The sequence below is a fragment of the Rhodococcus zopfii NBRC 100606 = JCM 9919 genome, assembly GCF_001895025.1.
GTDB lineage: Bacteria > Actinomycetota > Actinomycetes > Mycobacteriales > Mycobacteriaceae > Rhodococcus > Rhodococcus zopfii.
The window spans coordinates 1-13,256 of the sequence record NZ_BCXI01000036.1; the positions used below are offsets into that span (position 1 = coordinate 1).

Here is a 13,256-nt window from a genome sequence, read left to right on the forward strand (position 1 = left end):
GTAGTTACCTGAAGGTGCGTAACTACCGCAAGGACGGAGTGCCCGGATGGCCACCATGACTGCTGCACAGATGCGCGAGCGTGCCAAGCGCGAGTACAACGCGTTCGTCGCCGCGTGCCCGAGCCAGCAACTGCTGAGCCGCATCTCCGACAAGTGAGCGACGCTGGTGCTGGCGGCGCTCGGCGGTGGGCCGGACTGCACGGGCGAGCCGGCCGCGATGCGCTACTCGGAGCTCTCCCGCGTGCTCGCCGGGGTGAGCCCGAAGATGCTGACGCAGACCTTGCGCAACCTCGAGCGTGACGGGCTGATCTCACGCACGGTCACCGCCACCGTGCCGGTGACCGTCTCGTACGAACTGACGGCTCTCTGCCTGTCGCTTTACGAGACCGTGCGACAGCTGAAACTCTGGGCGGAAGACCATATGGGAGAGGTGCTCGCGCACCGAGCCGCCAGCGAGGAGGCGACCAGCGGGCCTCTGTGAGCTGGCGCGACACAAGGAGAACTGGCGTTCTCGGACGTGCGTACAGTGTTGTGCGTGAACGACGAGATCCGCACCCGCGTCGTCGCGGCCGCCGATGCACTCTTCTACACCCGCGGCTCGGTCGGGTCGGCATTGACGCTGTGCGCGAATGCCGCCGGGGTGTCGCAGCGCGTCCTCTACAGGGGGATCCCCGTTGAAGGACGAAAGAGTCACCGCGGTCCTCGCCTGCCGCCACGAGATGTGGACGAAAGGGCGTCCACGGGCGGACGCCGTCCTCCGCTATAGCAGTTTCGCCACGTACACGACAGTCTGTTCACTCCCAATTGCGTCGACGACGACAAGGCGGTCCGGATCGCTTACGCATGGAATGCGTCTGGCGACAGCCCGTGAAGCGACTGGATGTACCGTTCGCTCGGTCAGGGGGGCTATCTCGTCCGGTCTCGGGCAGGATCGTAGAGGTGTGAGCACGCGACGTCCGGCTGTGCGCGGATTCCGAGCGCCCGCCCGACGAGAATGACCGCGGTGTGTTTCAGTTCCGCCGCCTCGACCTTGTCCGCGATGTCGGCGAGGGTACCGCGCAGCACCACCTGGTTCGGCCGGGACGCGAACGCCACGACCGCGGCCGGGCAGTCCGCTCCGTATTCCACGCTCAACTCCTCGGCCAGCGGGCGGATTCGCGTGATCGCCAGGTGCAGAACGAGACTCGCGCGCAGACCCGCGACCTTCGCGAGCGCCTCGGTCGCGGGCATCGCGGTGGACCGCGCCTGGGTGCGGGTGAGCACGACGGTCTGCGCGAGTTCGGGCACCGTCAGTTCGGCACCGAGGGTCGCGGCGGCCGCGGCATACGCGGGCACACCCGGCGTGACGTCCCACGACACCCCCGCGGCGTCGAGCCGACGGGTCTGTTCGGTCAGGGCCGAATACAGCGACGGGTCCCCGGAACACAGCCGTACGGCGTCGAGACCGCGCCGATGCGCATCGACGAGATGTGCGGTGATCTCGTCCAGGTTGAGGTGCTGGGTGTCGATCAGTTCGGTGCCGGCCGCGCAGTGCGACAGCACCTCCTCGTCGAGGTAGGTGCCGGCGTACAGCACGACCTGAGCTTGGCGCAGCAGCGTCACCGCCCGCAACGTCAGCAGGTCCGCCGCACCCGGACCGGATCCCACGAAATGTACTGTCATTTTTCACCTTTCACGACACTCCACTGCACCACCGGTCGCAGCGCCTGCCATCCGGTGAACGTCCCGATCGCGGCGGCATGTTCGATCGCCAACCGCGTGAGCTCTCCACCATGGCGCTTCCACCACTCGACGAGCATCGCCTCGGTCTCCAACGTCACCGCGTGCGCGACGAGGCGACCACCGGGACGCAGCGCATCCCAACAGGTCTCGAGCACCCCGGGCCGGCTGCCCCCGCCGCCGACGAAGATCGCGTCGGGCGTGTCGAGTCCGGCCAGCGCGTCCGGGGCGGCACCGCGCACGACCCGCACCGCGGTCGGGACGCCGAGCCGGGCGGCGTTGCGTTCGATCGCGTCGGCACGGGCGGAGTGCTGCTCGAGCGCCAGGGTGCGGCAGCGCGGGTCGGTGCGCGCCCATTCGATCCCGACCGAGCCGGCGCCCGCCCCGACGTCCCACAACAGCTGACCCGGCTTCGGGGACAGCGCACACACCGCCGCCACGCGGATCGGGCGCTTACTGAGCTGCCCGTCGTGGTCGAAGCAGTCGTCGGGCAGGCCCGGAGCGGTCGAAAGCCCTTCGGCTCCAGCACATTCGATACACAGCAGGTTCAGGTCCGCGGCGGACGCATCGACGAGATCGGCGGCCCGGTCGTCGCGGCGCGTTTCGTCCGCCGGGTGTCCGAGGTTCTCGAACACGGTCACGCGGGCGTCCGCGAAGCCGGCGTCGACGAGGAGCCGCGCGACCTCCGCCGGGCCGGCGGCGTCGGACGTCAGCACGACGAGCCGACGGTCACGGGTCAGATAGCGCCGCAACGCGCCGACGTGGCGACCCACCAGGGTGACGGTTTCGCAATCGTCGGCTGCCCAGCCCATCCGGGCGCGGGCGAGTGCAACGGAGGACACCGACGGGATCACCCGCACCGCGTCCGGCCCGAGCCGGCGGACGAGGGTCGAGCCGATGCCCGACACCATCGGATCGCCCGACGCGACCACGACGACGCTGCGCCCCGCGTGCAGCGCCAGCAGCTCGTCGAGACCGGCGAGCAGCGGCGACGGCCACGGCTCGCGTACGGCGGGCGTGTCGGGCAGCAGCGCCAGGTGCCGGCGGCCCCCGAGAAGCACGTCGGCCTGCAGCACCTGCGCCTGCCCGGCGGGAGAGATGCTGTCCCAGCCGTCCGCACCCATGCCGACGACGGTGATCGAGGAACCCATGGCGGTGAACCCTAACCGAGACCCTCCGGCTACACTCGGGCGCGGCAGTGACAATCGAGGTGCCCCTCACGGGGATAATCGGGAAGCCGGTGTGAATCCGGCACAGGCCCGCTGCGGTGACCCGGGAGTCGTCGATCATGCGCGCACGCGCAGCCACTGGACCGACGGTCCGGGAAGGCGATCGCACGACGTTCGACCGGGGAGTCCGAATACCGGCCTCGGTTCGGCTGCCGACAGAACATCCCAGCGGGAGCCTGTGGAGGATCTTGTGCACGTGTATCCGTTCAGCGCGGTCGTCGGCTCCGACGACCTCGCGCTGGCCCTGACGCTGTGTGCCGTTTCGCCCGCCATCGGCGGTGTGTTGGTGCGCGGCGAGAAGGGCACCGCCAAATCGACGATGGTGCGGGCGCAGGCAGCCCTGTTGCCGCAGGTCACCGTGGTTGCGGACTGCCGCTTCGGGTGCGATCCGGAAGCCCCGGATCCGGCGTGCCCCGACGGGCCGCACCCCGTCGGCTCGCCGGTACGCATCCGCCCGGCGCGGCTCGTGGAACTTCCGGTCGGAGCCACCGAGGACCGTGTCACCGGGTCGCTGCACCTGGGCAAGGCCCTGGCCGAGGGGGCCGCCGAGTACGAGCCCGGTCTGCTCGCGCTCGCGCACCGCGGGGTGCTGTACGTCGACGAGGTGAATCTGCTGCACGATCACCTCGTCGATCTGCTGCTCGACGCCGCCGCGATGGGCCGCTCGACCGTCGAGCGCGACGGCGTCTCGGTCACCCATGCGGCACGGTTCGTGCTGGTCGGCACCATGAACCCCGAGGAAGGTGAGCTGCGGCCGCAACTGCTGGACCGGTTCGGTCTCACCGTCGAGGTCGCGGCGCCCCGCGACCCGCACCAACGCGCGGAGATCGTCCGGCGCCGGCTGGCGTTCGACGCGGATCCCGCGGGCTTCGTCGCACGGTGGTCCGACGCGGAGGCCGAGCTGTCCCGCCGGATCGCCGATGCCCGCACCCGTCTGCCGCATGTCCGGTTGCCGGATGCCGCGCTCGTCGCGATCGCCGAGGTGTGCGCGGCGTTCGACGTCGACGGGATGCGCGCCGACCTGGTCACCGCGAAGACCGCGGTCGCGCACGCCGCGTGGTGCGGGCGCGACGAGGTCACCCGCGAGGACATCGCGGTCGCGGCGAAACTCGCGCTGCCGCATCGACGTCGCCGCAATCCGTTCGACTCCCCCGGCATGGACGAGGATCTCCTCGACGACCTCCTGCGCGACGACGGGGACGAACCCGAGGACCCCGACGACGATCCGGACGGCGGCCCGGACGGCGGCCCGGAGCCCGGCGACGAGGCGCCCGGTGCGGAGTCGGCGGCTTCGCCCGCGCCGGCGACCGTGACCGCCCCCGGCGAGCCCTATCGTGCCCGGCTGCTGGCCGCGGACCGCACCGGCCGCGGCGCGGCGGGCCGCAGATCGCGGGCGCGCACCACGATCGGTCGCACGGTCGGCGAGCACAGCGGCGATGCCGGTCCGATCCACCTGCCCGCGACCATCCGCGCCACCGCCGCCTCCCGCCCGTGCGCGGTTTCGGTAGCGGGCGCTACCGAAACCGCGCACGGGTGGGAGCTGCGGCGCAAGGTGATCGAAGGCAAGGAGGCCAACCTGGTGTTACTGTGCGTCGACGCGTCCGGATCGATGGCCGCGAAGGCACGGATGACGCAGGTGAAGACCGCGATCCTGTCGTTGCTGCTCGACGCCTACCGCCGACGCGACACCGTCGGCCTCGTGACCTTCCGCGGCGACCGCGCTCAGCTGCTGCTGCCGCCGACCAACTCCGTCGACGTCGCCGCGGCCCGGTTGCGGGAACTGCCCGCCGGGGGCCGCACGCCGCTGGCCGAGGGACTGACCGAGGCCGCCGAGACGATCCGTCGACACCGCCTGCGCGACCCCGATCGGCGGGCACTGCTCGTCGTCGTCACCGATGGTCGCGCCACCGCCGGCGCCGATGCCGTGAACCGCTCGCTCGACGCCGCGGACCACGTTGCCGCCCAGGGCATCCCGTCGGTCGTGCTGGACTCGGAGACCGGCCGGTTCCGGATGGGACTCGCACGACAACTCGCCGAACGCCTCGGCGCCGAGTACGTCCCGGTCGGGGACGTGCAGGCCGACGCCATCACCACAGCCGTACGAGGAAGGGCCGCCTGATGCCCCAGGGACAACCGACCGTGGTACCGGACGACGGGCTCACCACGCGGCAGCGCCGGAACCGGCCGCTGCTCATGGTCAACACCGGTGACGGCAAGGGAAAGTCGACGGCGGCATTCGGTCTCGCGCTGCGAGGCTGGAATCAGGGCTGGTCGGTCGCGGTGTTCCAGTTCGTGAAGTCCGCGAAGTGGCGACTCGGCGAGCAGACCGCATTCGAGACGCTCGGCGCGCTGCACGACGAGCGCGGCACCGGCGGCGCCATCGAATGGCACAAGATGGGTTCGGGTTGGTCGTGGTCGCGCAAGGAGGGCACCGAGGAGGACCACGCCGCCGACGCCCTCGCCGGATGGCGCGAGATCCAGCGCCGGCTCGCGGCCGAACAGCACGGGCTGTATGTGCTCGACGAGTTCACCTACCCGATCAACTGGGGCTGGGTGGACGTCGACGAGGTCGTCGACACGCTCGTGAACCGCACCGGTCGTCAGCACGTGATGATCACCGGTCGCCGTGCCCATCCCAAGCTCGTCGATGCTGCCGACCTGGTCACCGAGATGACGAAGATCAAGCACCCGATGGACGCCGGACAGAAGGGCCAGAGGGGCATCGAGTGGTAGGGACAGCATGGTAGCCATTCCGCGGTTGGTGATCGCCGCGCCCGCATCCGGGCACGGAAAGACCACCGTCGCCTCGGGTCTCATGGCAGCACTCGGCGCGAAGGGACACGTCGTGTCCGGCCACAAGGTCGGCCCCGACTACATCGATCCCGGCTATCACGCGCTCGCCACCGGCAGGCCGGGCCGCAACCTCGACCCGCACCTCGCCGGCACGGAACTGATCGCACCGCTGTTCGCCCACGGTGCGGCGGGCGCCGATCTGGCGGTCGTCGAAGGCGTCATGGGCCTGCACGACGGCATGCTGGGCACCGACGGGTTCGCCTCCACCGCCCACGTCGCCGCCCTCCTGCAGGCTCCGGTCGTGCTCGTCGTCGACGTCTCGCACGCGTCGCGGTCGATCGCCGCGGTCGTGCACGGCATGGCGTCGTACGACCGCGGAGTCCGCATCGCCGGGGTGATCCTCAACAAAGCGGGCTCGAGGCGGCATTCCGACGAGGTGACCGCCGCCCTCGAACCGACCGGTATCCCGGTGCTCGGGGTGCTGCACCGCGACGACGGGATCAGCGCGCCGTCACGGCATCTGGGCCTGGTGCCGGTCCAGGAACGCGCCGAGGCCGCCGGTCAACTCGACCGGCTCGCCGCCCGTATCGCCGCGCACGTCGATCTCGCCGAGATCGTGCGGATCGCCCGCAGCGCCCCGGACCTGCCGACGGTTCCGTGGTCGCCCGGCGGCGGCTCCGGAGGCGACGGCCCAGTCGTCGCGGTCGCCGGCGGGCGCGCATTCACGTTCCGCTACAGCGAAACCGAGGAGATGCTGCGGGCCGCGGGATGCCGGACCGTCGTCTTCGACCCCCTGCGCGACGAGCGACTGCCCGACGACACCGCGGGGATCTATCTCGGTGGCGGTTTCCCCGAGGTGCATGCCGCGGACCTGTCCGCGAATACCCCTCTGCGCGAACATCTTCGGATCGCAATCACGGGCGGCGTCCCGACGGTCGCCGAGTGCGCGGGGCTGCTGTACCTGTGCCGCGACGTCGACGGCGCCGACATGGTCGGCGTACTCGATGCACCCGGCCGGATGACGCCGCGCCTGACCCTCGGCTACCGCACCGCGATCGCCCCCGCCGACAACCTTCTCGCCGTCGCCGGCACCCGCGTAACCGGCCACGAATTCCACCGCACCGCAGTCGATCCCGGCGGCGAACCGGGGTGGCTGCTCGGCGGGCGACCGGACGGGTACGCGACCGCGACGCTGCACGCGTCGTACCTGCACACGCACTGGGCCGGGCACCCGTCGATGGTGCAGCGGTTCGTCGCCGCCGTGCGCGGCGCGTCGCCGGTACCTGCACCGCCACGCCGACGCCGTGCCCCCACCCCCGATCTGCGTCACCACGGCGACCGGGAAGCCACCCCGGGCCTGGTGGACCTGGCGGTGAACGTATCGCGGCGACCGCGTCCCGCCTGGCTCGACGCGGCCTTGCGCGCCTCCCTCGACGACGTCGCACGCTACCCGGACCCGGCCGCGGCACGGGCAGCGCTGGCCGCCCGGCACGGTCGCGACGCCGCCGAGGTGCTGCCCACCGCCGGGGGCGCCGAGGCATTCACCCTGATCGCGCGGGCGCGGCCCTGGCGTAGGCCGGTGGTGGTGCACCCCCAGTTCACCGAGCCCGAGGCCGCGCTGATCGCCGCCGGGCACACCGTGCACCGGGTTCTGCTGCGGCCGGAGGACGGTTTCGTGCTCGACCCTGCCCTCGTTCCCGAGGATGCGGATCTGGTGATGGTCGGCAATCCCACCAATCCCACGTCGGTGCTGCATCCGGCCGGGGCGTTGCGGTCGCTGACGCGGCCGGGACGGGTGGTCGTCGTCGACGAGGCGTTCATGGATGCGGTGCCGGACGAACCGGAAACACTGTCCGGCCGGTCCGTTCCGGGGCTCGTCGTGGTGCGGTCGCTGACCAAGACGTGGGCGATCCCCGGGATCCGCGCCGGCTACGTCGTGGGTGATGCGGCGGTGCTCGCCGATCTCGCGGTGCACCAGCCGCCGTGGTCGGTGTCGACGCCCGCCGCGGCGGCGATGATCGCGTGCGCGTCACCGCAGGCATCCGCCGAAGCCACTGCGCTTGCCCTCGAAATCGCCGCGGACCGAGAGGTTCTCACCACCGAGCTGGCCGCACTGGGAATTCCCGTCGCCGGCACCCCGACCGGCCCGTTCGTGCTGGTACGGGTCGCCGGGGGAACTCGGGAGAAGCTGCGCGGCACCGGATTCGCGGTGCGCCGCGGCGACACCTTTCCCGGTCTGGGCGACGACTGGGTGCGCATCGCCGTGCGCGACCCGCAGACGACCGCGGCGCTGCTCGACGCGTGGCGGTCGATCCGGTGAGGGCGGCCGGACTGGCCCTCGGATACGTGGCCGACCAGATGTTCGGTGATCCGCGGCGCGGGCATCCGGTGAGTGGGTTCGGGGCGATCGCCCGCGCAGCCGAACGCACACTGTATGCCGATACCCGCCGTGCCGGAGTGCTGTTCACGACGGTGCTCGTCGGCGGCGCCGCGACACTCGGCTACGCCGCCGAGCGCGCCACACGCCGGCACGCCGTGCTGAACACGATCGTCACCGCGGCAGCGACCTGGACGGTGCTCGGCGGACGGTCGCTCGGTCACGAGGCCCGCACCCTCGACGACCAGCTGCGCCGCGGCGACCTCGACGCGGCCCGCATCCAGGTGACGCACCTCGTCGGGCGCGACCCGTCGCAACTCGACGCCGACGGAATCGCCCGCGCCACCATCGAATCCGTCGCGGAGAACACCTCCGATGCGGTCGTCGCGCCGCTCGTGTGGGGAGCGTTGCTCGGGCCCGCCGGGCTGCTCGGCTACCGGGCCGCGAACACCCTCGACGCGCGGGTCGGTCACCACACCCCGCGGTTCGAGCGATTCGGTTGGGCTTCGGCCCGTTTCGACGACGTGCTCAATCTCGCGCCGGCACGGCTCACCGCACTGCTGGCCGCCAGGCTCGGGGACGATTCCCGTGCCGCGCTGCGGATCTGGCGGCGCGATGCGCACAAACACCCGAGTCCCAACGCGGGGCCGGTGGAGTCGGCGTTCGCGGGGGCGCTCGGCGTCACGCTCGGAGGCATCAACGTCTATCACGGACGTGTCGAGGACCGCGGCACCCTGGGCGACGGCCCGCATCCGGTGCCCGTCGACATCGGCCGCACCGCCCGGCTGGCAGCGAGGGTCGGGGCGGGAGCGCTCGCCGTGGCCGTCGTCGTGGCGCTCGCCACCGGCTGACACCGCCGATGGACGCCTGCTACGGGCGGTGCTCCACCGTGGTCATGTGTGCGTACCCGACGCGGACGCGTCCGGCCGGAACGCCGAGGTCGACGTCGGCGAGCGTCGTGGTGTACGTCGTGGTGTACAGGTACGCCGCTCCGGGCTTGTGCCTGCCGACGGTTGCCGCGGCCTCCGGCGCGATCGTCAGTCCGTAGAGGAGCACCACGCGGCCGGCACGACCCTGTGCGCGCGGGCGCCGACCGTAATTCTGCGAAAAGGCGTAACGTTGTAATCAGTGCAACACGCACCCGCCGATCGGTCCCTGGGAGGACCACCATGAACACTTACAGGCGATTCGGCCGCCCGGGCGGCTGGCAGCAAGCCGACATTCCCGACGCTTCCGACGCAGCCGACTGGTTCGCCGGACGACTCCCCGACGACTGGTTCACCGGTCCCGCCGACGTCGAGGTGGACCGGGAGGAGATCGTCGTCGTGGGCGCGCTTCCCCCGCCCGACGAGAGCACCGACGCGACCGCCGACGGGCGCATCGCCCGGTTCCGGGAAACCACCCGCGGCGAGCGCATGCGCATCGCCGACGAGGCCGAGGCCCGCTACGGGCGGAAGGTCGCGTGGGGTGTCACCCTCGGCGATCGTCGAGTTCTGTTCACCCACTTGGCTGTTCCGGTGATGACCCGACTGCGTCAGCCGGAGCGCAAGGTCCTCGACACGCTGGTCGACGCCGGCGTGGCCCGCTCCCGCGCCGACGCCCTGAGCTGGGCCGTCAAGCTGGCCGGGCAGCACAGTGAACAGTGGCTCGCCGAACTGCGGGAGGCGATGCGCAAGGTCGACGACCTGCGCGCCGAAGGGCCGCAACTCTGACGGTTCAGCGCCGCTGCGACCACTCTGCCGCGGCGGTGACGGACCCGACCGTGTCGGTCCCGGTCGGCGCGACGGGCCGGCGCACCACGATCACCCGCACTCCGAGCTCGGCGGCCGCGTCGAGCTTGGCGCGGGTGTAGGAGCCGCCCGAATCCTTCGTGACCAGGGTGTCGATGCCGTGCTCCCGCATCAGGTCCCGCTCGCCGTCGAGCGTGTAGGGGCCGCGGGCGTGCAGCACCGTCCACCGCTCGGGTATCTCGATGTCCAGCGGCTCGACGACCCGTACCAGGGTCGCGTGCCGGGCGAGCGGACCGACGAAACGGTCCAGGGTCTGGCGGCCCGTGCTCAGGAAGATGCGGCGGCCGGTCGCCGCGGCCGTTGCCGCCTCGTCGTGCCCGTCCACCCAGGTCCACGCGCCGGACCCGGCTGTGCCGTGCCAGCCCGGGCGCGCGAGGCGCAACAGCGGTACACCCGTCGCCGCGCACGCCGCGGCCGCATTCGCGCTGATTCCGGCGGCGAAGGGATGGGTGGCGTCGACCACCGCGCGGATCCGGTGGTCGCGCAGGAATTTCGCCAATCCGTCGGCGCCGCCGAAGCCCCCGACGCGGACCTCCCCCACCGGCAGGCGTGGGTTTCGGACCCGCCCGGCGAGCGAGGACACGAACTCGGTGCCGCCGGACTGCAGGCGTTCAGCGAGTGCGCGGGCCTCCCCGGTGCCGCCCAGGATCAGGACCGTCATGTCAGGATCCCGGTCAATGTCGGCAATTCCGGCCGGTCGGTGAGCATGCCCAAGAGGCGATCGACGTCGAGATGCTCCTCGACCAGATCCGCCAGCAACTCGAGTCTGGTCTCCCGCTCGGCAGGGAAACTCACTGCGCCCGTGCGCACCTCACGGCCGGTCGACCCGGCGACCTCCCGCAGCCACGCCGCGCGCAGGGCGTCCCCTTCGAGGCTGCCGTGCCACATCGTGCCGAACACCGATCCTGCGCGGGCGCCGCCGAGGAACTCCTCCCCGCTGCCGACGGTGATCCGGCCGTGGTGGATCTCGTAACCGGACGCGGGCACACCGAGCGCCGAACCGGTGGGCAATCGCAACGCCTTCTCACGCGCGAAAACCGTGCGCACATCGAGCAGTCCGAGCCCCGGAGCGGACGCCCCGGCGACGCCCTCCACACCGTCGGGGTCGTCGATCACCGCGCCGAGCATCTGGAACCCTCCACAGATCCCCAGAATCGCGCCGCCGCGGCGGGCGTGGTCGAGCAGCGCGACGTCGAGCCCCCGCGACCGCAGCCACGCCAGGTCCGCGAGGGTCGCGCGGGTGCCGGGCAAGATCACCGCGTCGGCGCCGGCGAGGGCACGCGGGTCGTCGACGAACCGCACCCGCACGTCGGGTTCGAGGCACAGCGCGTCGACGTCGGTGAAATTGCTGATGCGCGGCAGCATCACGACCGCCACCGTCAGCACCCCGGCCCCGTCGTGCGCCGGTCGCGACGTCAGCGCCAGCGAATCCTCCGAATCGAGCCACAGGTCGCGCTGCCACGGCAGCACCCCCAGCACCGGCCGGCCGGTGAGTCCCGCGAGGGCGTCCAGGCCCGGCCGGAGCAGTCCGACGTCGCCACGGAACTTGTTGATCACGAAACCGCGGATCAGCGCCTGATCGGCGGCATCGAGCAAGGCCAGCGTGCCGTACATGGAGGCGAACACGCCGCCGCGGTCGATGTCACCGACCAGAATCGTCGGCATGTCCCCGTGCCGGGCGAGCCCCATGTTCACGTAGTCGTGTGCGCGCAGGTTGATCTCGGCGGCGCTGCCCGCTCCCTCACAGACCACGACGTCGAACCGGGACTGCAGGTCGTCCAGCGCCGCGAACGCCGCGTCAGCGAGATGCTTTCTGCCACCGGCGAATTCACCGGCCTCGAGCCGGCCCGCCGGGGCGCCCATGACGACGACGTGGCTGGTGCGGTCGCTGCCCGGTTTGAGCAGCACCGGATTCATCGCAGGTTCGGGGGTCGCGCGGGCGGCGACCGCCTGGATCCACTGCGCCCGGCCGATTTCGGATCCGAGCCCGGTGACCGGATCAACGGTGACCATGGAGTTGTTGGACATGTTCTGCGCCTTGAACGGCGCGACCGTGAGTCCGCGGCGGGACAGGGCCCGGCAGATCCCGGTGGTCACCACGGACTTTCCGGCGTCCGAGGTGGTCCCGGCTACGAGCAGGCCCTGTCCCATGCGGTCAGGCGGCCACTGTGCGTCGATCGGCGCGTTCGGTCAGGAACGCGAAGGCGGCGCCCAGCCCGCTCCACAGCGTGGCCTGCACGGTGAAGGACGAGATCCGGAACTCCCACAGCAGCGTCGCCGGGAAATCGTCGGACACCTCGTCGATCGCCGGGAGCACCAGATAGCCGAGAATCACGACGGCCAGGAAGGCGAGCACGGGCGCGACAAGGCGGACCGTGCGAAGTTCCTGTCCGGCAAGGGCCCTCCGGACGACGACCGCGACCGCGACCGCCACGAGCCCGAGGACCACCGTCGCCAGCCACAACCAGGTGCGCTGGTCGACCGTCTCCGGATCGCCGACGGCGGGTGGATTGGCCGGGTACTTGAAGAACGGAACCGCCTCGATCACGACCCAGGCAAGCCCCGCGGTCGCCAACGCCAACGACCACCCGGACCGGGCGGAGTGCCGGCGGGCGAAATGCAGCACCGACGCGTAGATCGCGCCGAATGCGAGGCCGGCGAGGGTCGTCGCGAGGAACAGGCCTGCCTTCTGCCCGGATCGGCTGACGAGAGCGTCTTCACCGTGGCTGTGGCCCTCGGTCTCGGCAGCGCCGTGCGTGTGCCCGTGGTCTCCGGCGGCTTCCTCGAGCGCGATGGCCGCTTCGACGTGCGGCTCGCCGATGACGAACGCGACGGTTCCGGCGAGCACACCCGCGATCAGGCCGGCCAGCAGGCCGCGCAGCAGAAGCTGCAGGAACCCGCCGGCCAGCGGAACAGACGGTGCTTCAGTTGTGTCGGGATACATAGGCGTGCCCGTGCTCAGTGGCACGGAAGGCCCAGCAGGTGCCGGCCGTCGTGCATCAGTTCGTGCATGAACATGCCGCTGCGGGAGATCGCCCCCTGGTCGAACCCGACCAGGTAGAGCACCACGAATGCGAGCAGAACCGTCGCGGCGATTGCTACGGCCAGCGCAGCATTGCCCAGCGACTCGTCGGGAAGATGAACAACAGCCATGAGGAGCCTCCTCGGGATTGACGCGTCCCATCGAAAAGGTCACGCGCCGAGGGAGTTTTCTGACTCCCGGACCAACGGCCCGGTCACAGTGGCGCGACCGCTCCGGTTTCCCACCGGATTGCCTGCACCTCGACGCATGCGTACGCCGAACAATCGCACTGCGTCACCACACATGTCAAGCGACGGGCCGTTGTG

General features: G+C 71.3%; 12 protein-coding genes, 1 pseudogene and 2 riboswitches. Of the genes and pseudogenes, 6 read left to right on the forward strand and 7 right to left on the reverse strand.

What is annotated here, in order from left to right; genetic code table 11:
• The first annotated feature begins 46 nt into the window (after positions 1 to 46).
• Positions 47 to 481: pseudogene (locus tag RZ1_RS20855) on the forward strand (winged helix-turn-helix transcriptional regulator).
• Positions 482 to 906: 425 nt separating this feature from the next.
• Here the strand turns inward: RZ1_RS20855 and RZ1_RS20860 are convergent.
• Entirely contained in the window at positions 907 to 1,662 is a 756-nt protein-coding gene (locus RZ1_RS20860) for a cobalt-precorrin-4/precorrin-4 C(11)-methyltransferase (RefSeq protein WP_072814433.1), read from the reverse strand.
• Positions 1,659 to 2,870, reverse strand: coding sequence for a precorrin-6y C5,15-methyltransferase (decarboxylating) subunit CbiE (gene cbiE / locus RZ1_RS20865; RefSeq protein WP_072814434.1), 1,212 nt, complete (start codon positions 2,868 to 2,870; stop codon positions 1,659 to 1,661). The genes RZ1_RS20860 and cbiE overlap by 4 nt, the downstream gene beginning before the upstream one ends.
• A gap of 45 nt (positions 2,871 to 2,915) precedes the next feature.
• A riboswitch (cobalamin riboswitch) is annotated at positions 2,916 to 3,105 on the forward strand.
• A gap of 33 nt (positions 3,106 to 3,138) precedes the next feature.
• Here cbiE and RZ1_RS20870 point away from each other — a divergent pair.
• Genes RZ1_RS20870 through RZ1_RS20885 form a run of 4 tightly spaced genes read left to right on the forward strand, consistent with a single transcriptional unit; the run spans position 3,139 to position 8,969 of the window.
• Positions 3,139 to 5,067 carry a magnesium chelatase subunit D family protein gene (locus tag RZ1_RS20870; protein ID WP_174565227.1) on the forward strand — a complete coding sequence of 643 codons (1,929 nt, stop codon included), beginning with the start codon at positions 3,139 to 3,141 and terminating at the stop codon, positions 5,065 to 5,067.
• Positions 5,067 to 5,681, forward strand: a complete 615-nt coding sequence (gene cobO, locus RZ1_RS20875) for a cob(I)yrinic acid a,c-diamide adenosyltransferase (RefSeq protein ID WP_072814436.1) — start codon at positions 5,067 to 5,069, stop codon at positions 5,679 to 5,681. The genes RZ1_RS20870 and cobO overlap by 1 nt, the downstream gene beginning before the upstream one ends.
• A 7-nt stretch (positions 5,682 to 5,688) precedes the next feature.
• Positions 5,689 to 8,061 (forward strand): bifunctional hydrogenobyrinic acid a,c-diamide synthase/histidinol phosphate aminotransferase CobBC, encoded by a 2,373-nt coding sequence (gene cobBC, locus RZ1_RS20880; RefSeq protein WP_072814437.1) that lies wholly within the window; start codon positions 5,689 to 5,691, stop codon positions 8,059 to 8,061.
• Positions 8,043 to 8,969, forward strand: a complete 927-nt coding sequence (locus RZ1_RS20885; protein ID WP_072814438.1) for a cobalamin biosynthesis protein — start codon at positions 8,043 to 8,045, stop codon at positions 8,967 to 8,969. The genes cobBC and RZ1_RS20885 overlap by 19 nt, the downstream gene beginning before the upstream one ends.
• A 19-nt stretch (positions 8,970 to 8,988) precedes the next feature.
• Here RZ1_RS20885 and RZ1_RS20890 read toward each other — a convergent pair whose 3' ends face one another.
• Positions 8,989 to 9,177 (reverse strand): hypothetical protein, encoded by a 189-nt coding sequence (locus tag RZ1_RS20890; protein ID WP_072814439.1) that lies wholly within the window; start codon positions 9,175 to 9,177, stop codon positions 8,989 to 8,991.
• Between the two features lie 110 nt (positions 9,178 to 9,287).
• Between RZ1_RS20890 and abmR the strand changes: the two genes are divergently transcribed.
• Positions 9,288 to 9,830 carry an ATP-binding transcription factor AbmR gene (gene abmR / locus RZ1_RS20895; RefSeq protein ID WP_072814440.1) on the forward strand — a complete coding sequence of 181 codons (543 nt, stop codon included), beginning with the start codon at positions 9,288 to 9,290 and terminating at the stop codon, positions 9,828 to 9,830.
• A gap of 4 nt (positions 9,831 to 9,834) precedes the next feature.
• On the opposite strand, the gene RZ1_RS20900 is transcribed toward abmR, so the two are convergent.
• The 4 genes from RZ1_RS20900 to RZ1_RS20915 are packed head-to-tail and all read right to left on the reverse strand — an operon-like array spanning position 9,835 to position 13,061.
• Positions 9,835 to 10,569, reverse strand: a complete 735-nt coding sequence (locus RZ1_RS20900) for a cobalt-precorrin-6A reductase (protein WP_072814441.1) — start codon at positions 10,567 to 10,569, stop codon at positions 9,835 to 9,837.
• Positions 10,566 to 12,059 carry a cobyric acid synthase gene (locus RZ1_RS20905; RefSeq protein WP_072814442.1) on the reverse strand — a complete coding sequence of 498 codons (1,494 nt, stop codon included), beginning with the start codon at positions 12,057 to 12,059 and terminating at the stop codon, positions 10,566 to 10,568. The genes RZ1_RS20900 and RZ1_RS20905 overlap by 4 nt, the downstream gene beginning before the upstream one ends.
• A gap of 4 nt (positions 12,060 to 12,063) precedes the next feature.
• Positions 12,064 to 12,852, reverse strand: coding sequence for a CbtA family protein (locus tag RZ1_RS20910; RefSeq protein WP_072814443.1), 789 nt, complete (start codon positions 12,850 to 12,852; stop codon positions 12,064 to 12,066).
• Between the two features lie 14 nt (positions 12,853 to 12,866).
• The gene (locus RZ1_RS20915; protein WP_072814444.1) at positions 12,867 to 13,061 is read right to left on the reverse strand and encodes a CbtB domain-containing protein; all 195 of its coding nucleotides are present in this window, start codon (positions 13,059 to 13,061) and stop codon (positions 12,867 to 12,869) included.
• 33 nt (positions 13,062 to 13,094) lie between these two features.
• Positions 13,095 to 13,208, reverse strand: a riboswitch (cobalamin riboswitch).
• Positions 13,209 to 13,256: the final 48 nt, after the last annotated feature.

Bases quoted from the DNA above. Each gene is read 5' to 3' on its own strand.
- RZ1_RS20860 (WP_072814433.1), bottom strand. From the start codon at position 1,662: ATGACAGTACATTTCGTGGGATCCGGTCCGGGTGCGGCGGACCTGCTG.
- cbiE (WP_072814434.1), bottom strand. From the start codon at position 2,870: ATGGGTTCCTCGATCACCGTCGTCGGCATGGGTGCGGACGGCTGGGAC.
- cobO (WP_072814436.1), top strand. From the start codon at position 5,067: ATGCCCCAGGGACAACCGACCGTGGTACCGGACGACGGGCTCACCACG.
- cobBC (WP_072814437.1), top strand. From the start codon at position 5,689: ATGGTAGCCATTCCGCGGTTGGTGATCGCCGCGCCCGCATCCGGGCAC.
- abmR (WP_072814440.1), top strand. From the start codon at position 9,288: ATGAACACTTACAGGCGATTCGGCCGCCCGGGCGGCTGGCAGCAAGCC.
- RZ1_RS20900 (WP_072814441.1), bottom strand. From the start codon at position 10,569: ATGACGGTCCTGATCCTGGGCGGCACCGGGGAGGCCCGCGCACTCGCT.
- RZ1_RS20905 (WP_072814442.1), bottom strand. From the start codon at position 12,059: ATGGGACAGGGCCTGCTCGTAGCCGGGACCACCTCGGACGCCGGAAAG.
- RZ1_RS20910 (WP_072814443.1), bottom strand. From the start codon at position 12,852: ATGTATCCCGACACAACTGAAGCACCGTCTGTTCCGCTGGCCGGCGGG.
- RZ1_RS20915 (WP_072814444.1), bottom strand. From the start codon at position 13,061: ATGGCTGTTGTTCATCTTCCCGACGAGTCGCTGGGCAATGCTGCGCTG.